General features: G+C 54.0%; 21 protein-coding genes. 1 reads left to right on the top strand and 20 read right to left on the bottom strand.

From position 1 onward, the window contains the following. Positions 1 to 47: 47 nt before the first annotated feature. From WIH05_RS07820 to mtaB, 15 genes are all read right to left on the bottom strand, one after another. Positions 48 to 1,436, bottom strand: coding sequence for a glycine--tRNA ligase (locus tag WIH05_RS07820; protein ID WP_022273702.1), 1,389 nt, complete (start codon positions 1,434 to 1,436; stop codon positions 48 to 50). 49 nt (positions 1,437 to 1,485) lie between these two features. Further along, positions 1,486 to 2,139: a hypothetical protein gene (locus tag WIH05_RS07815; RefSeq protein WP_022273703.1), complete on the bottom strand. Its 654-nt coding sequence runs from the start codon at positions 2,137 to 2,139 to the stop codon at positions 1,486 to 1,488. A 73-nt stretch (positions 2,140 to 2,212) separates the two neighbouring features. Next, a complete protein-coding gene (recO, locus tag WIH05_RS07810; RefSeq protein ID WP_022273704.1) occupies positions 2,213 to 2,872 on the bottom strand; it encodes a DNA repair protein RecO in 660 nt (219 codons plus the stop codon). Positions 2,873 to 2,878: 6 nt separating this feature from the next. Next, positions 2,879 to 3,781: a GTPase Era gene (era, locus tag WIH05_RS07805; RefSeq protein ID WP_022273705.1), complete on the bottom strand. Its 903-nt coding sequence runs from the start codon at positions 3,779 to 3,781 to the stop codon at positions 2,879 to 2,881. Positions 3,782 to 3,815: 34 nt separating this feature from the next. Then, positions 3,816 to 6,770, bottom strand: a complete 2,955-nt coding sequence (locus WIH05_RS07800) for an insulinase family protein (RefSeq protein WP_022273706.1) — start codon at positions 6,768 to 6,770, stop codon at positions 3,816 to 3,818. Positions 6,771 to 6,936: 166 nt separating this feature from the next. Further along, positions 6,937 to 7,758 (bottom strand): YdcF family protein, encoded by an 822-nt coding sequence (locus WIH05_RS07795; RefSeq protein WP_215653608.1) that lies wholly within the window; start codon positions 7,756 to 7,758, stop codon positions 6,937 to 6,939. Between the two features lie 18 nt (positions 7,759 to 7,776). Continuing rightward, the gene (locus tag WIH05_RS07790; RefSeq protein WP_337425203.1) at positions 7,777 to 9,003 is read right to left on the bottom strand and encodes a U32 family peptidase; all 1,227 of its coding nucleotides are present in this window, start codon (positions 9,001 to 9,003) and stop codon (positions 7,777 to 7,779) included. Further along, a complete protein-coding gene (locus tag WIH05_RS07785; protein WP_022273708.1) occupies positions 9,000 to 9,656 on the bottom strand; it encodes an O-methyltransferase in 657 nt (218 codons plus the stop codon). The genes WIH05_RS07790 and WIH05_RS07785 overlap by 4 nt, the downstream gene beginning before the upstream one ends. Next, positions 9,656 to 10,039, bottom strand: coding sequence for an endolytic transglycosylase MltG (locus tag WIH05_RS07780; protein WP_158359115.1), 384 nt, complete (start codon positions 10,037 to 10,039; stop codon positions 9,656 to 9,658). Before WIH05_RS07780 ends, WIH05_RS07785 begins: the two co-directional genes overlap by 1 nt. 33 nt (positions 10,040 to 10,072) lie before the next feature. Then, positions 10,073 to 11,749, bottom strand: coding sequence for a ribonuclease J (locus WIH05_RS07775; protein ID WP_022273710.1), 1,677 nt, complete (start codon positions 11,747 to 11,749; stop codon positions 10,073 to 10,075). Beyond that, positions 11,746 to 12,213 carry a Fur family transcriptional regulator gene (locus WIH05_RS07770; protein ID WP_022273711.1) on the bottom strand — a complete coding sequence of 156 codons (468 nt, stop codon included), beginning with the start codon at positions 12,211 to 12,213 and terminating at the stop codon, positions 11,746 to 11,748. The genes WIH05_RS07775 and WIH05_RS07770 overlap by 4 nt, the downstream gene beginning before the upstream one ends. 11 nt (positions 12,214 to 12,224) lie before the next feature. Further along, complete coding sequence (locus WIH05_RS07765; RefSeq protein WP_022273712.1) at positions 12,225 to 12,497, bottom strand: DUF1292 domain-containing protein; 273 nt, start codon at positions 12,495 to 12,497, stop codon at positions 12,225 to 12,227. Positions 12,498 to 12,507: 10 nt separating this feature from the next. Then, positions 12,508 to 12,942 (bottom strand): Holliday junction resolvase RuvX, encoded by a 435-nt coding sequence (ruvX, locus tag WIH05_RS07760; protein ID WP_215653610.1) that lies wholly within the window; start codon positions 12,940 to 12,942, stop codon positions 12,508 to 12,510. Between the two features lie 90 nt (positions 12,943 to 13,032). Continuing rightward, the gene (locus WIH05_RS07755; protein WP_022273714.1) at positions 13,033 to 13,296 is read right to left on the bottom strand and encodes an IreB family regulatory phosphoprotein; all 264 of its coding nucleotides are present in this window, start codon (positions 13,294 to 13,296) and stop codon (positions 13,033 to 13,035) included. 36 nt (positions 13,297 to 13,332) lie between these two features. Further along, positions 13,333 to 14,655 (bottom strand): tRNA (N(6)-L-threonylcarbamoyladenosine(37)-C(2))-methylthiotransferase MtaB, encoded by a 1,323-nt coding sequence (gene mtaB, locus WIH05_RS07750; protein ID WP_337425202.1) that lies wholly within the window; start codon positions 14,653 to 14,655, stop codon positions 13,333 to 13,335. Between the two features lie 136 nt (positions 14,656 to 14,791). On the opposite strand from mtaB, the gene WIH05_RS07745 reads away from it, so the two are divergent. Further along, entirely contained in the window at positions 14,792 to 15,028 is a 237-nt protein-coding gene (locus WIH05_RS07745) for an HPr family phosphocarrier protein (protein WP_022273717.1), read from the top strand. A gap of 48 nt (positions 15,029 to 15,076) precedes the next feature. On the opposite strand, the gene thiI is transcribed toward WIH05_RS07745, so the two are convergent. From thiI to WIH05_RS07720, 5 genes are all read right to left on the bottom strand, one after another. Continuing rightward, a complete protein-coding gene (gene thiI, locus WIH05_RS07740; RefSeq protein WP_022273718.1) occupies positions 15,077 to 16,258 on the bottom strand; it encodes a tRNA uracil 4-sulfurtransferase ThiI in 1,182 nt (393 codons plus the stop codon). A 46-nt stretch (positions 16,259 to 16,304) separates the two neighbouring features. Beyond that, positions 16,305 to 17,471, bottom strand: a complete 1,167-nt coding sequence (locus tag WIH05_RS07735) for a cysteine desulfurase family protein (RefSeq protein WP_337425201.1) — start codon at positions 17,469 to 17,471, stop codon at positions 16,305 to 16,307. 8 nt (positions 17,472 to 17,479) lie between these two features. After that, positions 17,480 to 18,235 carry a 16S rRNA (uracil(1498)-N(3))-methyltransferase gene (locus WIH05_RS07730; protein ID WP_022273721.1) on the bottom strand — a complete coding sequence of 252 codons (756 nt, stop codon included), beginning with the start codon at positions 18,233 to 18,235 and terminating at the stop codon, positions 17,480 to 17,482. Further along, a complete protein-coding gene (gene prmA / locus WIH05_RS07725; protein ID WP_022273722.1) occupies positions 18,235 to 19,191 on the bottom strand; it encodes a 50S ribosomal protein L11 methyltransferase in 957 nt (318 codons plus the stop codon). Before prmA ends, WIH05_RS07730 begins: the two co-directional genes overlap by 1 nt. Before the next feature lie 126 nt (positions 19,192 to 19,317). After that, complete coding sequence (locus WIH05_RS07720; RefSeq protein ID WP_022272566.1) at positions 19,318 to 20,076, bottom strand: TSUP family transporter; 759 nt, start codon at positions 20,074 to 20,076, stop codon at positions 19,318 to 19,320. Positions 20,077 to 20,173: the final 97 nt, after the last annotated feature.

Genomic DNA, 20,173 nt, shown 5'->3' with positions numbered 1-20,173 from the left:
CCAGGTCCAGGATGCCCGAAAAGCATTTCCGGGACCTGCTTCCGTATTTAGAATTCAAATTTTTCTTCCAGATATGCCTTTAACTCTGCAATGGGTACCCGTACCTGCTCCATGGTATCCCGGTCGCGGACCGTAACGGCTCCGTCAGTTTCAGAATCAAAGTCATAGGTCACGCAGAACGGAGTTCCGATCTCGTCCTGTCTTCTGTAACGTTTTCCGATGTTTCCTCTGTCGTCAAACTCACAGTTATAATATTTGGAAAGCTCTGCGTACACCTTCTCTGCACCCTCGTTGAGCTTTTTGGATAAGGGCAGCACGCCCACCTTCACCGGAGCGATGGCCGGATGGAAGTGGAGAACGGTCCTTACGTCGCCTTCGCCGATCTCTTCCTCGTCATATGCGGAGCATAAGAAGGCCAGCGTCACACGATCAGCTCCCAGAGACGGCTCGATCACATATGGGATATATTTCTCACTGCTTTCGTCGTCAAAATACGTCATATCCTGACCGGAGGTGTTCTGGTGCTGGGTCAGGTCATAGTCGGTACGGTCTGCAATTCCCCAGAGCTCGCCCCAGCCGAAGGGGAATAAAAATTCCAGGTCCGTGGTGGCCTTGCTGTAAAAGCAGAGCTCCTCTGCGGAATGGTCCCGGGCTCTCAGCTCGTCGTCTTTAATGCCTAAATTCCGCAGCCAGTCGATGCAGAACTGCTTCCAGTAGGAGAACCACTCCAGATCCGTTCCCGGCTTACAGAAAAATTCCAGCTCCATCTGCTCAAACTCTCTGGTACGGAAGGTGAAGTTTCCGGGAGTGATCTCGTTACGGAAGGACTTACCGATCTGACCGATACCAAAGGGAAGCTTCTTTCTGGAGGTTCTCTGGACGTTCTTGAAGTTTACGAAAATACCCTGTGCCGTTTCTGGACGGAGATATACCGTATTCTTGGCGTCCTCGGTCACGCCCTGGAAGGTCTTGAACATTAAGTTAAACTGGCGGATATCGGTGAAATCGTGCTTTCCGCAGCTGGGACAGCAGATGTTGTTGTCGTCGATATACTTCTTCATCTCTTCCTGGGTCCAGCCGTCGATCCCTGTCTCCGGCTCAATGCCCTTTTCTGCCATATAGTCCTCGATCAGCTTATCGGCGCGGAAACGCTCCTTACATGCCTTACAGTCCATAAGGGGGTCGGAGAAGCCTCCCAGATGGCCGGAAGCCACCCATGTCTGGGAGTTCATTAAGATGGCGCAGTCCACACCCACGTTATAGGGGCTTTCCTGGATGAATTTTTTCCACCAGGCCCGCTTTACATTGTTCTTAAGCTCTACGCCCAGGTTGCCGTAATCCCATGTATTGGCAAGACCTCCGTAAATCTCGGATCCCGGGTAAACAAAGCCTCTGGATTTCGCAAGCGCTACGATCTTTTCCATTGTCTTTTCCATATCGTCTCTCCTCTTCATTCTGTTTTCAGGACAGCGCCCTGTATGTTCCTTATTTAAAAATTATATAGGACACGCCTCCGTCCGGGGTCCTGGCCCCGTTTTCTCCCGTCAGCGTCACTCCGTCGGAAATGTACTGGATGGCTCCGTCGGTCTCTAAAAGCGCCGGGCCCTCGACCACGGCCACATGGAGCTTTGATTTTTTCTTGACCTGGTCCGCCGGTACGGCCGTTCCCTTTTCCTTTCCTGCCGCAGCCGTCAGGGATACGTCCCCAAGCTCTGCTTCTTCCATGGAAAGGATGGACAGGGCCTTTACCTGGACTCCGCTCTCCTCATCCGGATACGCGGCCATAAATTCCATATAGGCCGCCGGAGAAGAAAAGTCTATGAGCAGGGAGGCAGTCCCGTCTGCCAGGGTACACGTATTTAAGACCGCTGGGGCCTTCTCTTTGTCCCCGGCTGTGCTGGCCGCGTCCTGGTTGAAGGCTGCCAGGTTTTCTTCCACAAAGGCCTTTAATCCTTCTTCTGTGTAATAGTCCTTCTCGTATGTCTCTATGGCAGCGCTGGTGACCTGGCCGCTGCCGGTGATGTACAGGCTGTCCTCTGTGGGTTCAAAGGCCTGCGCCGGACCGCGGGTACAGGCCGCCGTACAAAATACGGCAAGCCCCGTCAGGGCACAGAGACATGTATTTCTGATTCGGTTCATGGATCTTTCAGACCTCCTGAGTTGTTCCAGGCCCCATGGCATGGATCTTTGCCGGAGCCCCGCAGCTTGGTGCTTACGTAGCATTATCCATTACTGCGTTCAAAATGTCAAGGGAATGGAACGTTTTATCAATAAATCTTTCCTTGTTCTGCTCCACGCACCGGACGAATTCTCCCAGTACCTGGTCCGTCAGGGTGAACGTATACAGACTCTCCACCGGAGCGGCCAGGACGTACTGCCAGGCGTACAGGGTGGAATCATTGAGACGGCCCAGGGGAAGCTCCCGGTATTCTCCATTGATCTCCATGAGCTTCAGCTCATATACGGGCTTTACCAGACGGTTGGGGACCGACGGCTTTAAAAGAGCCCGCAGGGACTGGTATAAAAGCCGCAGCGTCTCCGTGGCGTCTATATTTTCCCTTCCATAATAATCGGCCATCTCCAGGAAATAGGAGCCATAGCAGGCTGCCTCCATATCCCCGGCGATCTCCCGGAAATAATTTTCCACCTCCGCACCCGCCAGGGTATAGGCGTCGCGGCCCTCATACAGCAGAAACTTTCCAAATACAAAGGGGGCCGCCGCGGCCATAAGCTGGTTCCCAGGCCGTCTCACGCCCCTGGCAAAGGCGGTGATCTTTCCCCGTCCGCGGGTCAGGATCACCAGCCTCCGGTCATATTCCCCCACCGGAGCGGCCATCAGGACCATTCCGGTGACACTTATCTGTTCCCTCATGACAATTTAGATATCCCTTGGGTTATACCCGTAATTCTTCATATAAAGCTCGCTGTCCCGCCATTCCCTGCGGACCTTGACCCAGAGCTGCAGGTTGACCTTGGCGTCCATCAGATTCTCGATCTCGATCCGGGCCGCGGTGCCGATCTTTTTCAGCATGGATCCGCCCTTGCCGATGACGATCCCCTTGTGGGACTCCCGTTCACAGACAATGGTAGCCTCTATATCAAAGATCCCGTTATCCCGCTCTTCCATGCGCTCGATGACCACAGCGATCCCATGGGGGATCTCGTCGGACATGAGCCGCAGCGCCTTCTCCCGGATCAGCTCTGCGGCGATCTGGCGCATGGGCTGGTCTGTGACTGTATCCTCGTCATAATACTGGGGGCCCTCCGGCAGATACTGGAACAGGGTGCGGATCAGGGTATCGGTATTGGTTTTTCTCATGGCCGATACGGGGATGATCTCCTTAAACCGGTACACATCCTTATAGGTGTCCATGGTCTTTATGATCTCATCCTTTTTTACGGTATCGATCTTGTTGATCACCAGGATCACCGGCGTTTTCACCTTGTTCAGCACCTTTAAGATGTGCTGCTCTCCGGCTCCTATGTAGGTCCCCGGCTCCACCAGCCACAGGATCACGTCCACCTCTTTTAAGGTATGCTCGGCGACGCTTACCATGTATTCTCCCAGCTTGTTTTTCGCCTTGTGGATCCCCGGCGTATCCAGAAAGATGATCTGTCCCCGGTCATCGGTGTAGACCGTCTGGATCCGGTTTCTTGTGGTCTGGGGCTTTTCTGAGGTAATGGCGATCTTCTGGCCGATCAGATGGTTCATCAGCGTGGATTTTCCCACATTGGGCCGCCCGATCAGGGTCACAAAGCCGGATTTATATTTTTTGTTCATTCAATTCCTCCCATAAGGCGCCGGAGGGCGGGCATTACTGCCCGTCTTCTGACGCCGTTCCGTTATACAGAGGCTGGATGGCACCGAACATGGCCGCATCCGCCTTGATCTTTTCTTCATTTCCAATGGCACAGAGAGCGCCGGTCTTTAAAACCTCCCGCACGATACCGGAAAGGGCCCGCACATCCTCCACTCTGGCATTTAAGATCTCATCCCTCTCCTTCTGGACCATCTCGTCCGTCAGTCCGGAATACCAGGCGGCCAGGCCCCTGGCTCCCTTCTGGGATGGTGTCAGCGGCGTATCCAGCTCGCTGATGGTACCGATCACATATTTTGCCATGTCTCTCTCGTCGGCGTCGAAATGTTCCAGATACTCGGGGATCCCCTCGTAAATGTCGTTGGTCTCCTTCATATTGGGATCCCGGTAGGATACGAAATACCCGTCCCCGGACCGGGTGATGGCGCTCATGCAGCCATAGGCGCCGCCCTTGACACGGAGATTGATCCAGAGATAATCGTAATTTAATGCCACCTTAAGGAGACGGAGCACTCCGGTATACGGATAGCCGCTGCCCGCAAAGCTGCCGCACCGGGCCACATAATTGACCTTGGAGGAGGAGGTAAAGCCCTCGTTCCGGCGGATCCCCGGCGCCTTCACTGCATACGTCTTTTTCTCACCCTCCGGCAATGCCTGGGAAAGCTTCTTCATGGCTTCCGGAAGGAAGGAAAAGCCCCGGTCGTCCGCCGTGTAGCTGACCGTCATGTTGTCCCTTGTAAAAAGGGCCCCCATGACTCTCTTAAGGCCTGCGATGATCTCTCCCTTTTTACTGTCAAACTCCCGTACCCACTGCTCCACAGACTGGAAATAATCGATGCCGGCTGTGATCTCGTTGTAGTAGGAAACGTCCGAAAAATAGGAGGTGGCCCTGGATACAGCGGCCGTATGGCCGGAACTCATGAGCCGCATCTGGCTCTTGGATCTCACCTCGTTTAAGATCTCCCGCAGCCGTTTTTCATCCTCCAGAATGGATTCCGTAAGGATTTCTTTTAATATCTCAAAGCCAAAGTCCAGTTTCTCATAAAGCACCCGGACGCTGGCCGCAAACAATCCTGTAAAGCCGCCGTTTTTAAGATCCGGGAAGGCGGTCACAGAAAAGCTCACGCCGCCGCTGTTTAAAAAGATCTCGCTGCTCAGATCCCCGTAGGTATGGCGGGCGGTATCCACATAGCCCAGAACAGCCTTTAAAAGCCCCACATAGGGCAGATCCTGTACCGGAACGCGGCTGGTATCAAAAAGCACCTTTAGATATCCGATGCCCGAGGTAAATGTATCGTGGCGAACCACTGTGATCCCATCCACCTCCGTCTCAGAAAAGATCAGCTTCGCCGCCTCCGGCTCCATATCCGACCGGCCAAGAAGGGGGATCAGCTCCAGCTCCTCCTTTGTGGAGGGCGTATCCTGGTATTCCTTTAATTCCTTCGTCTGCCGCACCAGGTCCAGGATCTCGTCGTGGGAAAGCCCCGCCTTATATTCCGCCAGCTTTTCTGCCGTTTCCGCCTCCAGTCTGGCGGTCATGTTCCGCTCCGGGCTTAAGATCACCAGAGCCTCATAGGGATTATCCAGAAGATATTTCTTTATGAGTCCCTCAAAATATCCGTTTCCCGCTCCCTCTTTCAGAGCCTTGAAGGTCTCCTCATACTCCAGGTGCATCATGGGATCGCCGCCGTAAAGCCAGCTGTCCAGGCACTGGAGGCCGTACATGAGGCCCTTGGGTGCAGACCCGAAATCTGCCTCCCTGTACTGGAATTCATACAGGTTGATGCCGGCCCGCAGGCTCTTTTCATCCAGGCCTCCCAGGGCCAGCTTCCGCAGGGTCCCCTTGACCACCGCCAGGAATTCTCCCTTCTGGTCTTTTCTGGCGTTCTTGGCCGCCACAGTGAAATACGGCTGGAGGATCCCGTTGTCATAGCCGCCCATGATGTCGTCGCCGATCCCCGCGTCCAGAAGCGCCTTCTTTAAGGGCGCCGCCGGAGCGTCCAGGAGCACATACTCCAGTACCTGGAAAGCAATATATTCCCGGGGGGAAAGCTCGTTTCCGGCCTGGGTGCTTAAGGAAAGGTAAACCGCGTTCTCCACGTCGTCGGTTTCTGACACAGAGTAAAAATACTCCTGCTCCACCGGCTCCTTAAAGGCCTTCTGGATCTGGATCTCAGAATCTACCTCTTCTCTCTCATATTTTCCCAGGTATTCCCGGTCCAGCCACTCCAGCTTTTCCGCCATGTCCATGTCGCCGTAAAGGTAGATGAAGCTGTTGGAGGGGTGGTAATATTTTTTATAGAAGGCCAGGTAGTCCTCGTAGGTCAGGTTCACGATGGCCTCGGGATCGCCGCCGGACTCAAATCCATAGCAGGTGTCCGGGAACATGGCAGCCTTGGTATACCGGTCCAGAAGACTTTCGGGCGAGGAAAATTCTCCCTTCATCTCATTGTATACCACTCCGTTGTAGGTCAGCTCGCCGTCTGGCTCTGAAAGCTCGTAATGCCAGCCCTCCTGCATGAAGATCTTTTTTTCTTTTCCGATCCTGGGATTTAAGACTGCGTCCATATAGACGTCCATCAGGTTCTGGAAATCCCTGTCATTGCAGCTGGCAATGGGATACACAGTCTTGTCCGGATAGGTCATGGCGTTTAAAAACGTGTTCATGGAGCCCTTCACCAGTTCCACAAAGGGATCCTTCACCGGGAATTTTTCTGAACCGCAGAGGACGCTGTGCTCCAGGATATGGGGAACGCCTGTGCTGTCTCCCGGCGGTGTGCGGAAGCCCACGCAGAACACCTTGTTTTCGTCGTCGGTGCTCATGAGGAACAGTCTGGCTCCCGTTTTTTTATGCTCTAAGACGAAGCCCTCTGAATTCAGTTCCCGGATCTCTCTTGCATCCAGGACTCTGTATGCGGACAAGCTTCCGATCTCCTTACGCTGACTGTGCATATTGATTTCTTCCTTTCTATTACGATTACGATTGCAGATATAGGGGGATGGGATTTCCAGGATGGAAAACTGGACCGGCGGTGACGATACTGGGCGGGTCTCAAGGCCGGAACCCCCTCTGCAGGCAAGCCTGCGCCAGGGCTTTCCGGCCTTGATCCCCTTGTATCTACATATTTCCCACAAATTTATCTTTTAGGATCGCGAAGCATTCCCGGACGGAGAAGTGTAAAAACAGCACCGGGTCGGATTTGGCGGCGATACCGGTGATGCCGGGGATGCCGGTCTTTCTGGCTATGGCCTTGGCCCGGAGTACGTGGAAGTTGCTGGTTATGATCCCCACGCGGATGGATACCTCCTCGTCGGGAGGGGACAGATAGCCCGACGCTGCCATCACGTCCCGGATGGTCTGGCGTCTTTTTGCTTCCCGTTCCTGGATCAGGAGCTTGCTGTATACCAGATTTTCGTAGGTGCTGGCAGACTGCTCCTCCAGAAGCATCTGGGATTCGGGGATGCCGTGGGCCTTGAGATATTCGTACATGGCCTCCGCCTCTGTCATCTCCTCGCCTACCCCCTGACCGCCGGACAGCACCAGAACGGTGTTTGGATGGACCCTGGCGTATTCCAGGGCTTTTTCCAGACGGTACTCCAGGGTTCTGCTCAGAGCCTTTCCCCGCACCTGTGCGCCCAGGACGATGACATAATCGGCGCTCTGCTTATCCAGGGAAAAGAAGTTGACCCCCATGGCGATCTCCACACACACAAAGACCACAAAAATGGCAGTCAGGGCCGTCACCGCCGAAACCTCCAGGCGCAGCGAGATCCGGTCCCGGAACCTGTCGTAAAAGTGTACCACCGTCGCAATGATAAAAAGACAGGCGGACAGCACCAGCCAGATCGGTGCGAAGGAGGTGGACGGCCCGGAATAGCAGACGATCACCCCGTAATATGCCAGGCAGAATACGCCAAAAAACCAAAACAGAAATTCCATGGCCCCGCTCCCTTCCCCTTAGTCTTCTCTTTTTCTTAAGATATCATACGGCTCTGCCTGGCCGTCCAGGTCGATGAAGAGCACCTGCTGCGGATGGGGAGCGCTTTCCTGGCTTTCCCCGTCTTCCCGGAAGATCCCCTTCACCGTCACTTCCACGTTCCGGCCGTCGGGCTTCATGATCTCAATGGTCTCTCCCACGGAAAACTTGTTCTTCTGCTCGATCCGCCCAAAGCCGCGTCCATCCGTTTCCTCCACAGTCCCCAGATAGGTATAGTTTTTCACATAGGTGCTGCTGTCATAGATCTGGGTGTCGCTTCCAGGCTTTCCGAAATAAAAGCCCGTGGTAAATTCCCGGTAGGTGCATTTTCCGATCTCCTCCCGGTACCACTCCAGATTTTCCCGGTATTTCTCCGGACTTTCCAGATAATCATCGATGGCCTTCCGGTATGTCCTGGCCACGGTGGCCACATACAGGGCCGTTTTCATGCGCCCCTCGATCTTAAAGCTGTCGATGCCGGCTTCGATCATCTCCGGAACGTACTCGATCATACAGAGATCCTTGGAGTTAAAAATAAAGGTTCCCCTGTCGTTTTCATAGACCGGCATGTATTCGCCGGGCCGGGTCTCCTCCACCACTGAATACTTCCACCGGCAGGGATGGGTACAGGCTCCCTGGTTGGCGTCCCGGCCGGTAAAATAATTGCTTAAAAGGCACCTTCCGGAATAGGAGATGCACATGGCCCCGTGAATAAAGCTTTCGATCTCCATATCCTCGGGGATATGGTCCCGGATCTCCCGGATCTCCTTTAAGGAAAGCTCCCTGGCCGATACCACACGCTTCGCTCCCAGCCCATACCAGAACTGGTAGGTCCCGTAGTTGGTATTATTGGCCTGGGTACTGATGTGGATCTCCATCTCCGGCAGGATCCGCTTTGCAGTCATAAACACGCCTGGATCGGAAATGATCAGAGCGTCCGGGCCGATCTCCCCCAGCTCTTTAAAATATTCCTCCACTCCCGGAAGATCGTCGTTATGGGCGAAGATATTGGCTGTGATATACACCTTCACGCCCCGCTCATGGGCAAAGGCGATCCCTTCCCGGATCTCTTCATTTGTAAAATTTTTAGCCTTCGCCCGGAGTCCAAAGGCCTCGCCTCCAAGATAAACGGCGTCGGCTCCATAGATCACAGCAGTCTTTAATACATCCAGGCTTCCCGCCGGGATCAAAAGCTCAGTCTTTCTCATGAGTCTTCCCTTTCTTTCCGGACGCTTAGGGCCACCCCGTCCCCGATGGGGAGGATGGCGGTCTCCAGATTTTTCATATGTTTTAAAGTATAAAGGTATTCCCGCATCCGGACATGGATGGTCCGGTCCCGTCGCTCCACCGCGTACCTGGACTCCACAATGGTCCCATCCTGGAGCACATTGTCGGACATTAAAAGTCCGCCGGGGGCCAGAAGTCTTAAGGCGTCCGGCAGCCAGTGGACATACTGGCCCTTGGCCGCATCCATGAAGATAAAATCAAAGGAGCCGGAAAGGGATCCCAGGATCTCTCCCGCATCCCCCTCCAGCAGCGTGATCTTTTCCTCCATCCCCGCCCTTTTAAAGTTTTCACGGGCAATGGGGATGCGCTTTTCGTATTTTTCTATGGTGGTAATGTGTGCCGTTTCCGGCATGGACCGGGCCATTAAAAGAGCCGAATAGCCCACAGCCGTTCCCACCTCCAGGATCCGCTCCGGCTTCTTTAAAGCGAGCATGGTCTTTATAAGAGCCGCCGTCTCCCGCCGGACGATGGGCACGCCGGACCGGACCGCCTCCCTGGCGATCCCGTCGCACAGCTCCCCGTCTCCTGGATCCAGGGAATTGATATAATCTGTGATCCTGCTGTCAGTGATCATTACTCCTTTTTCGTCTCCTCGTCCAAAATATTGATGATCTCCTTGGAGCTCTGGGAGGTATTCAGGGAAAAGCTTCCCTTTTTCACCTCATAATCGTAGCATTTTGCCTGGATGGAAAAGGCCACATGGTCCCGGATCAGACCGGCATCCTCCAGGAGCTTTCCCACGTCCGCCACCGACTCTGTACCGTCCAGGGTCACAGTCTTTTCCGTCCCCGGGAGTGCTTCCATTCCCGGGGCATAGAAAATATCATGGCCGAATTCATACGTTTTTCTGACGCCCAGCACCAGAAGCACCAGCACCAGGGCGTAAAACACAAGGCGGCCGGAAATGCCGATGACAGCCAGGCTGATCTTATTGATTTCCTTTGTCAGTTTGCTCATACGGCTCCTTTGTCCCGTCCTTTGGGACGGTCGTTATACTTCCATGATGATCGGAAGGATCATCGGGTTTCTCTTGATCCGCTTCCATAAGAAATCGCTTAAGCTGTCGCGGATGATGTTCTTGATCTTGCCCCAGTCGGAAACGTGCCGCTCCAGGCAGTCAGCCACGGCGTGGTCCACAATGGCCTGGGCTTCCTCCATCAGATCCTCAGACTCACGCACATAGACAAAGCCCCTGGACACGATATCTGGTCCCGAAAGCAGCTGGTTGGAGTATTTCTCCAGGGTCAGCACCACGATGATGATCCCGTTCTGGGCCAGGTTCTGACGGTCTCTTAAAACGATGTTTCCCACATCGCCCACTCCAAGGCCGTCCACCAGGACACCGCCGGACTGGACATGGTCGATGACCTGGGCGCTCTCCTCGCCGATCTCCAGCACATCGCCCGTATGGAGCATCATAATGTTTTCCTTGGGGATCCCCAGGGATTCTGCCAGCTCCTTCTGGGCCATCCTGTGACGGAATTCACCATGGATGGGGATGGCATATTTGGGATGCACCAGGGAATAGATCAGCTTGATCTCCTCCTGGCAGGCATGGCCCGATACATGGGTATCCTGGGAGATCACCTTTGCGCCCTTCATGGAAAGCTCGTTGATGACCCTTGCCACTGCCTTTTCATTTCCCGGAATGGGTGTGGAGCTTAAGATCACCACGTCTCTCGGCGTGATGGATACCTTCCGGTGCAGGGAGGAGGCCATTCTGGATAAGGCCGCCATGGACTCTCCCTGGCTTCCTGTAGTGATGAGCACCGTATCCTCTTCCTTATAATTCTTTAACTGCTCGATATCGATGAGTGTGCCGTCGGGGATGTTGATATATCCCAGCTCCTGGGCCGTCCCGATGACGTTCACCATGCTGCGGCCCTCGATGACCACCTTTCTTCCGTACTTGCAGGCTGAGTTGATGACCTGCTGCACCCGGTCCACGTTGGAAGCGAAGGTCGCCACGATGATCCGGTTCTGGGTGTGCTCTGCAAAGATCGCGTCAAAGGTCTTTCCCACAGTCCGCTCGGACATGGTGAAGCCCTTTCTGATGGCGTTGGTGGAATCGCACATAAGGGCTAAAACACCCTTTTTCCCCAGCTCCGCCAGCCTCTGGAGATCTGTCACATCTCCAAATACAGGCGTATAGTCGATCTTAAAGTCTCCGGTATTTAAAAGGATGCCTGCCGGCGTAAATACTGCCAGGGCTGCGGCGTCCTCGATGCTGTGGTTCATCTTGATAAATTCCACACGGAAGCAGCCCAGGTTCACGGACTGGCCGTGCTTTACCACCTTGCGCTTCACGTTTTTCAGCATATTGTGTTCTTTTAATTTATGGTCAATGAGCCCCATGGTCAGTTTTGTCCCGTAGACCGGAGCGTTGACCATTTTAAGCACATAGGGGATGGCTCCGATATGGTCCTCGTGTCCATGGGTGATCACAAAGCCCTTCACTTTGTCAATATTGTCCGTCAGATACGTCACGTCCGGGATCACCAGGTCAATGCCCAACATATCATCGCTGGGGAAAGCCAGGCCGCAGTCCATGACGATGATGCTGTCCTCATATTCGATGGCAGTCATGTTCATTCCGATCTGCTCCAGACCTCCCAGGGGGATGATCTTTACTTTGCAGTTCTTATTGTCTTTGTTTGCGTTCTTCAAGTTTTAACCTCCATTGCGTTCTGCGCTTTTCTTCTGCACGCGCTGCAAAGGCCATACAGCTTTACCTCATGGTCCGTAACCTCAAAGCCCAGACTCTCGAACACCTGCTTTTCCAAAGTGTCCAGAAGATCCGTCTCCAGGGAATACACCTTCCCGCACTGGGTACAGATGGCATGGTGATGGCGGTGGCCCGATCCCGTCTCTTCTCCGTTCAGCTCATACCGGGCGAAACCGTCGTCAAAGGTGACCTTTTCGATCACATGCAGTTCCAGAAGGACCTGTACGGTCCTGTATATGGTTGCAAGCCCGATCTCCGGGCTTTCCTCTTTTGCCAGGTCATAGATCTCCTCCACCGTCAGGTGCTCGTCCCCGTGGGCGCTCAGGATATTTAAGACCATGAGCCGCTGGCTGGTAACCTTAAGCCCCTTTTCCCGCAAAAGATCCTTTACCTTTTCTTCGTTCATGAAATAACTTCCTATTCCTTTGTCTCAATGTCCACGTCATCCAGAAGCTCCTCAAAGATCTTCATAAGGCCCTCTAGCTCCGCTTCATCCTCCACAAATTCATAAAGAGCGTCGGCCTCTCCCTCCCTGGACATATCCTTTAAGATATAGCAGTCGGCCTCTTCCTCCTCATCCTCGGCGTCCGTCACCAGCAGATAATCTGATCCGTTTAATTTTGTCTCTTCCAGCACGTAAAATTCCAGGGTCTGCTCGTCGTCCACCAGCGTGATCTTTCTTTCTTCCATTTTTTCTCTCCTATTTCGTAACGGTCCGGCCATGGTGATCTAGGTAACCCTGGAGGATCAGACAGGCAGCCACCTTGTCGATGACGGCTTTCCTGTTCTCTCTCCGTACCCCGGATTCCATCAGGACCTTTTCTGCAGCAACTGTCGTAAGGCGCTCATCCCAGAGCGTCACCAGAAGCCCGGTCCGGCGCTCCAGCATCTCTTTAAATTCCTTTGTTTTCTCCACCCGGTCTCCCTCGGTATTGTTCATATTTTTCGGGAGTCCCAGCACGATCTCCTCCACGCCGTATTCCTTTATGATCTCCTCGATCCTGGCGCAGGTCTTTCTCAGCTTATTCTCATCTTTCCGTTCGATGGTCTCCAGTCCCTGGGCCGTTAAAAGCAGCTCATCGCTTACGGCCACCCCCACGGTCCTGGATCCGAAATCAAGTCCAAGTATCCTCATTTTCTCCACGACAAAATCAGCTGGCCTCATATCCCCCAACTGTTCTGCCGCTTTCCCCCTATGGTTCTTTTCTGGCTTCCGCCATTTTGTCTATTTCAGTCTCGTATTGATGTAATTTTCCATCAATTCCTCTAAGATCTCGTCCCGCTCCACCTTCATGATCAGGCTTCTGGCGCTTTTATGACTGGTGATATACGTCGGATCTCCAGACATGATATAGCCTACGATCTGGTTGATGGGGTTATATCCCTTTTCAGTCAGAGCCTCGTAAACCTCCCGAAGGACCTGGCTGACCTCCATCTTCTTTTCTTCCTGTACTGCCCTGAAATACTGTGTGTTGCTGATATCGCCCATAAATGTCCTCACGTCCTTTAGTTGCTATTCCTTATTTTACCCCAAATCCGGATTTTCTGCAAGATAAATGATCTCATCTGTCAGGAATTCTTTTAACACTCCCCGGACAAAGCAGTTTTTTCCGCCAGCTTCCGGCACAGCGGCCTTTACATATTCCTTTGTATGGCCCACCATGTACCGGGCTCCGCCTATCTCCACAGGCTCCTCCAGAAGGACCTCCGTCTCCCTTCCCAGAAAGGAGGCCCGGTATGCCTTTGACATCTCCTTCTCCAGGGCCAGAAGCTCTGCACTCCGCTTCGTCTTTACCGGCTCCGGCACCTGGTCCGGCATCCGGTCCGCCCGGGTCCCCGCCCGTCTCGAATATTTGAATACATGCATCTCGTAAAAATGGACCGTTTCCAGGAATTTTTTTGTCTCTGCAAATTCCTCGTCTGTCTCTCCCGGGAAGCCCACGATCACGTCAGTGGTAATGGCCGGATCCTTGAAATATTTTCTTAAGATCCCGCACCGGTATAAATAGTCCTCACAGGTATAGTGGCGGTTCATGCGCTTTAAGGTAGCGTCGCAGCCGCTCTGCAGGGATAAATGGAAGTGGGGGCAGATCTTTTCCATGGCAGAGAGCTGCCGTACAAATTCCTCGGTGATCAGCCTGGGCTCCAGGGAACCGAACCGGATCCGCTTCACGCCAGGGATCTGGTGGAGCCGCTTTGTCAGCTCCAGAAGGTCCTGGGGCTCCTCCTTAAAGTCTGTGCCATAGGAGCTTAAGTGAATGCCTGTTAAGACGATCTCCTGGTATCCCTTTTCTGCCAGGGTCCTGACCTCCTCTTCCACATCCTCCGGCCGGCGGCTCCTGACCCGTCCCCGGGTGTAGGGAATGATACAATAGCTGCAGAACTGGTTGCATCCGTCCTGCACCTTGATAAAGGCCCTGGTATGGTCTGCCTGGCGTTCAATGTGGAGCGCTTCATATTCCTGGGCTGCGGAAATATCGATGACCGCGTCCTGGGGCTCCCGTCCGGCCAGCCGCTCCTCCAGAAGCTGCACCAGCTCCGCCTTCTTATTATTTCCGATGACCAGGTCGATGGCCGTATCCTCCAGGAGCTTTTCTCCAGCCGCCTGGGCATAGCAGCCCGCAGCCACCACAAGGGCCTCCGGATTTTTTGCCTTGGCCCGGTGGAGCATCTGGCGGGATTTTTTATCCGCCACATTGGTGACGGAGCAGGTGTTGATGATATAAACGTCAGCCTTTTCCTCAAAGTCCACGATCTGGTAGCCGGCAGCCTCTAAAAGCTGCTGCATGGCCTCTGTCTCATAGGAATTGACCTTGCAGCCCAGGTTATGGAGTGCAGCTTTTCTCATTTTCTTCTCTCCTGTCTAAATTCAATCATGCATTCCCGATTTTCATGCAATCTGGCTCTTGACTTTTGCGGGATGTCCATTTAGTATGAATATAAGAACGTAATTTATCTATATAATGAACTGGGAGGACTTTAACATGAAAACCGTTAAAATTTCTTTGAACTCCATCGATAAAGTTAAGTCTTTTGTAAACGACCTGACGAAGTTTGATACCGATTTCGACCTGATCTCCGGCCGCTATGTGATCGATGCCAAATCCATCATGGGCATCTTCAGCCTGGATCTTTCCAGACCCATCGACTTAAATATCCACGCGGAGGGAGACGCTGAGGAGATCCTTACCGTACTGGCCCCGTATATCGTGGAATCATAAGCCCTTTAAAGTCTGCCCGGAAGCGGTCCGCTCCGGGCAGTTTTTGTTTTAAATACAGCGGATCACTTCCCTGGTCTCAATGGCCGTCTTCACCATTTCATCGATCTTTTCAGAAAGCTTTGTCTCTGACATCTCGATCCTCTTAAGGTTCGGCTTTGTCACCGGATGCTTGGCCACGAAAATCGTGCAGCAGTCCTCATAGGGGAGGACAGAGGTCTCATAGGTGTCGATCTTTAAGGAAATATCCACGATATCCTGCTTGTCAAAGGCGATCAGCGGCCGCATCACCGGAAGTTCGCAGACTGCGTTGGTCACACCTAAGGACTGTAACGTCTGGGAAGCCACCTGGCCGATGCTCTCGCCGGTGATCAATGCCAGGCAGTCGGACTCTTTTGCAATGGCTTCCGCGATCCGCATCATATAGCGGCGCATGATGATGGTCAGCTCATCATGGGGGCACTGGTCATAGATATAAAGCTGGATATCGGTGAAATTCACCACATTCAGCTTAATGGGGCCCGTGTACTTTGCCACCAGCTTCGCCAGGTCCACCACCTTCTGCTTGGCCCGCTCGCTGGTATAGGGCGGCGCATGGAAATAGGTCGCCTCCAGGGTCACGCCGCGCTTGGCCACCATGTACCCTGCCACCGGACTGTCGATGCCGCCGGAAAGCAGGAGCATGGCCTTTCCGGCCGTTCCGATGGGCATTCCCCCGGGACCAGGGATGGTCTCGGAAAAGATATTGATCTTATGGCGCACCTCCACCCGCAGGAGAACGTCCGGGTTATGCACGTCCACCCGGGTCTCCGGATACGCGTTTAAGATCACCTCGCCCAGGTCCCTGTTGATCTGGTCAGACACCACCGGATACTGCTTGTTTCCCCGGCGGGCCACCACCTTAAAGGTAAAGTTTTTGTTTTCATAGGCCTCGCCGATGTACCGCACCACCTGGGCCTTCAGATCTTCATAGCCGTTGTCCTCGATCTGCAGCATGGGACAGATGCCCACGATGCCGAACACGTGCTGCAGGGCGTTTACCACCTCGTCAAAATCAAAGGCTTCACTGGCCTCGGCGTAAATGCGCCCGGCCTCCTTTGTTACCGTAAAGCCGCCCTCCAGCCGTTTCAGACGGTGGTGGATCTGCTTTACCAGGGCGTCCTCAAAAAGATAACGGTTCTTACCCTTGACGCCGATCTCTGCATATTTAATAAGAAAGGATCTGTAATTCATATTTCTCCTTCTGTTCTGTAAATCTGATTTTCTGTTCTTCTGGCTCTTAAGCCCTCCGGTATCTGCGGAGCACTGGAAGGAGCTCCCGCAGGACCTCCAGACAGTAATCCACCTCGTCCTCCGTGTTGAACACGCCAAAGGAAAAACGCAGGGTGGAATCCAACAGGGATTCCCTGACGCCAATCCCTCTCAGGGTTCCGGAGACCCCCGGATGATTGGAGGAGCAGGCAGAGCCGGAGGAAACGTAGATCCCCCGGTCCTCCAGGGCATGTAAAAGCACCTCTGCCCTTACGCCCTCAAAGCCGGCGCTGACGATCTGGGGGGCCGAATCCCTGCCGGTCCGTCCGTGGACCGTTACGCCCTCCAGGCTGGAAAGCCCCTGGACCAGACGGTCCTTTAAGGCGTACAGACGCTCCACCCTTTCGTCATGGTCCTTATAGATCTCCCTGACAGCCATGCCCAGACCGGCGCAGCCCGGAACGTTTTCTGTCCCCGAGCGCATTCCCTTCTGCTGGCCGCCGCCAAAGATGATGGGCTTGATCCGGACCTTTTCGTCCACATATAAAAAGCCCACTCCCTTGGGTCCGTGGATCTTATGGCCGCTGACGGACATGAGATCGATGCCCTCTTTTTTGGGACGGATCACATATTTCCCGTAGGCCTGGATGGCGTCCACATGGAAATAAATGTCCGGACGGATGCTCTTTATGAGCTTCCCGATCTCTGCCACCGGCTCCACGGCTCCCATTTCGTTGTTCACATACATGATGGAGACCAGGATCGTGTCGTCGCAGATGGCCTCCCGCAGGGCGTCCAGGGATACGATCCCGTCCTGATCCACCGGAAGATAGGTGATCCGGAAGCCCTGCTCCTCCAGGAAGCTCATGGTATTATAGATGGACGCATGCTCGATGCAGGTGGTGATCAGATGGTTTCCCTTTCTTCTGGCAGCCATAGCGGCGCCGATGAGGGCCATATTGTTGGACTCCGTTCCGCCGGAGGTAAAAACGATCTCCTTTTCCTTTACCTTCAGGGAGCCTGCGATCTCCTCCCGGGCCTCCCGGATGTACCGTTCCGCCTCCACGCCCTTCATATGTCTGGAGGAGGTATTGCCGTAATCGGAGGTCATGGCCTCCACCATCACGTCCCGGACACTGTCAAAGACCCGGGTCGTGGCTGAATTGTCAAAATATACTTCTTTTCTGTTTTCCATTTAAAAAATCAATCCTCCAAAAGAAGCCCCACGGCTGAAAGCACAAAAAGCCCCGCCGTCTCGGTCCTTAAGATCCGCTTTCCCAGGGTCACAGTCCTGGCCCCGGCGTTTCTGGCAGCCTCCACTTCCCCATCGGAAAAGCCGCCCTCGGGACCGATGAGCACCGCGCATTTCTTTCCCGGCTCCAGTCCTCCGATCAGGCTTCTGGTAAGCTCCATGCCTCCGGCTCCCGAAAGGCTTTCAGAATCCTCATAGGGCAGGAGGAACAGGTCCATGGAAGCCGCCTCAGCCACCGCTTCCTTATAAGAAAGGACCGGTCCGATCTCTGGAACGATCATCCTTTTGGACTGCTTGGCGGCGCTTTCGGAAATGCCCTGCCAGCGCTTCCTTTTTGCCTCTTCCTTCTTCTTATCCAGCTTTACCACCGACCGGGCCATTTCCACTGGTACGATCCGGGAGACGCCCAGTTCCACACATTTCTGGATGATGAATTCCATCTTATCGCCCTTGGGAAGGCCCTGGTACAGGGTCACTTCCACCGGAAGCTCCGTGTCCTCCACCAGCTCCGGCAGGATCCGCGCCAGGACCCGGCTGCTTTCGATCTCCGTGATCTCACACAGGCAGTTTGTCCCCTTTCCGTCGCTTAAAAGGATCTGCTCGCCCGGCTTCATCCGCAGCACATTTTTTATATGGTTCACATCCGGCCCGGTGATCACGGCCTCAGACTCTGTAAAAAATTCCGTTTCAGTAAAAAAATGATACACTACCGCTTCCTCGCTGTGATGGAGACCCACTCTCCCTGTCTGGTGGTCTCCAGGATCTCAAAGGCATCGTTCTGGGACAGCGCATCCCTGACCGCCTGCTCCTTCATATCGATGATGCCGGAGGTAATAAAGATCCCTCCCTGCTTCAGATGCACCGGAACCTCCTTCTGGATCATGATGATCACATCGGCCAGGATATTGGCCACGGCAATGTCGTAGCACTCGTATCCCGCAGCGTCCTGGACTTCCTTCTCATCGATGATATTTCCCTGGACCACTCCGAATTTCTCCTCCGGGATCCCGTTGGCCTCCAGGTTTTCATGGACGGCGGTAATGGCGTTCTCGTCCAGATCCGTTCCGAATACAGAACCGGCTCCCAGCTTTAAGGCCGTAATACCGAGAATGCCGCTGCCAGTGCCCAGATCCAGGATCCGCACACCCGGCTTCACATATTTTTCCAGCTGGCGGATGCAGAGCTGGGTGGTCTCATGCTTTCCGGTCCCAAAGGCCGTTCCCGGGTCGATCTGGATCAGAAGCTTGTCCTTGTGCTCCTCAGGGATCTCCTCCCAGGTGGGCTTTATAAGGATGTGATCCACAGTAAACGGCTTGAAATACTGCTTCCAGTTGTTGATCCAGTCCTTGTCCTCGGTCTCAGAGGCTGTGATGGTCCCCTCACCGATCTCCACGTACTGGCGCAGTTCAGAAAGCCCCTCATCCACTTCTTTTAAGATGGCCTCCGCGTCGTCATCGTCGTCCAGATAAAAGCTCACTCTGGCTGTACCGTCGTCCGGCGGCAGCTCCGGCAGGATGTCGATGAACATTCCCTTGGTCTCGCTCTCGGTCAGAGGCACGTTGTCCTCGATCTCAATGCCCTGGATCCCGATCTCATCAAACAGGCTGCTGATATAGTCCACCGCCTCTGTGGTGGTCTTCAGCGTAAATTTTTTCCACTTCATATTTTTTTCCTCCGGTCTCAGAACGGCTCCTTTTAAGAACCGCTAAAAAGTCACATGATATCATATCACAGATCGTCCCCGAATACAAGAGAGCAAACGGCCTGCCGCCGGGACAGGGAACGGCCGTCACCCCGCCAGGATCTTCACAAACAGCAGAGCCAGCACGCCCATGACCACAGGCCTTACGATCTTCTGCCCGTTGTTGACCACGAGCCCCGCTCCAAAGTAGCTGCCTGCCATGCAGAAAAGGGCCGCTGCGATCCCCAGGGCATAATCCACCTTTCCGCCGACGAAAAACGTCCCCAGGGCCCCGATATCTGCGCTCAGGTTGACCACCTTGGAGATCCCGGCCGCATCTCTGGTCCCCAGCTTCAAAAGGCCGGTGAATACGAGGATCAGGAAGGTCCCTGTCCCCGGACCGTAAAAGCCGTCGTATCCGCCGATCAGAAAGGAGACAGCCAGGCCTGTAAAAAACATACGGCGGAATCCGTCCGGATCCTCGGACCGGTCCGGAGTCTCCCCGCCGCCCAGTTCTTTATTCTTCAGCACATAAAAGGCCACCACCGGAAGCACCACCACCATCAGCGAGCGGATCAGCTTTTCATCGGTCTTAAGGGCCAGGCTGGCTCCTCCCACAGCTCCCAGGGCCGCAGAAGCCGCCCAGGGAAGGGCCAGCTTAAAACGGATATAGCCGCTCTTGGCAAATCTTAAGGCTGCAACGATGGATCCCGGAAAAGCGCTCAGCTTTGAAGTTCCCAGGATCACATGGACGGGAACCCCGGCCAGCATATACGCCGGGAATGAGATCAATCCCCCTCCTCCGGCAATGGAGTCTACAAATCCCGCCAGAAATACCAGCGGGCATACGATCAGAAACTGTTCCATATCTGTCTCCTTCTGTTATTTTTACCCATATTATAGCATGGCCTCCGACATTTTTCATGATAATTTAATAATTTATTCCTTGAATACCCGGATGCGG

The organism is Alitiscatomonas sp., from assembly GCF_037242085.1.
GTDB lineage: Bacteria > Bacillota > Clostridia > Lachnospirales > Lachnospiraceae > Alitiscatomonas > Alitiscatomonas aceti.
This window is presented reverse-complemented; position numbering and strand designations above follow the sequence as displayed.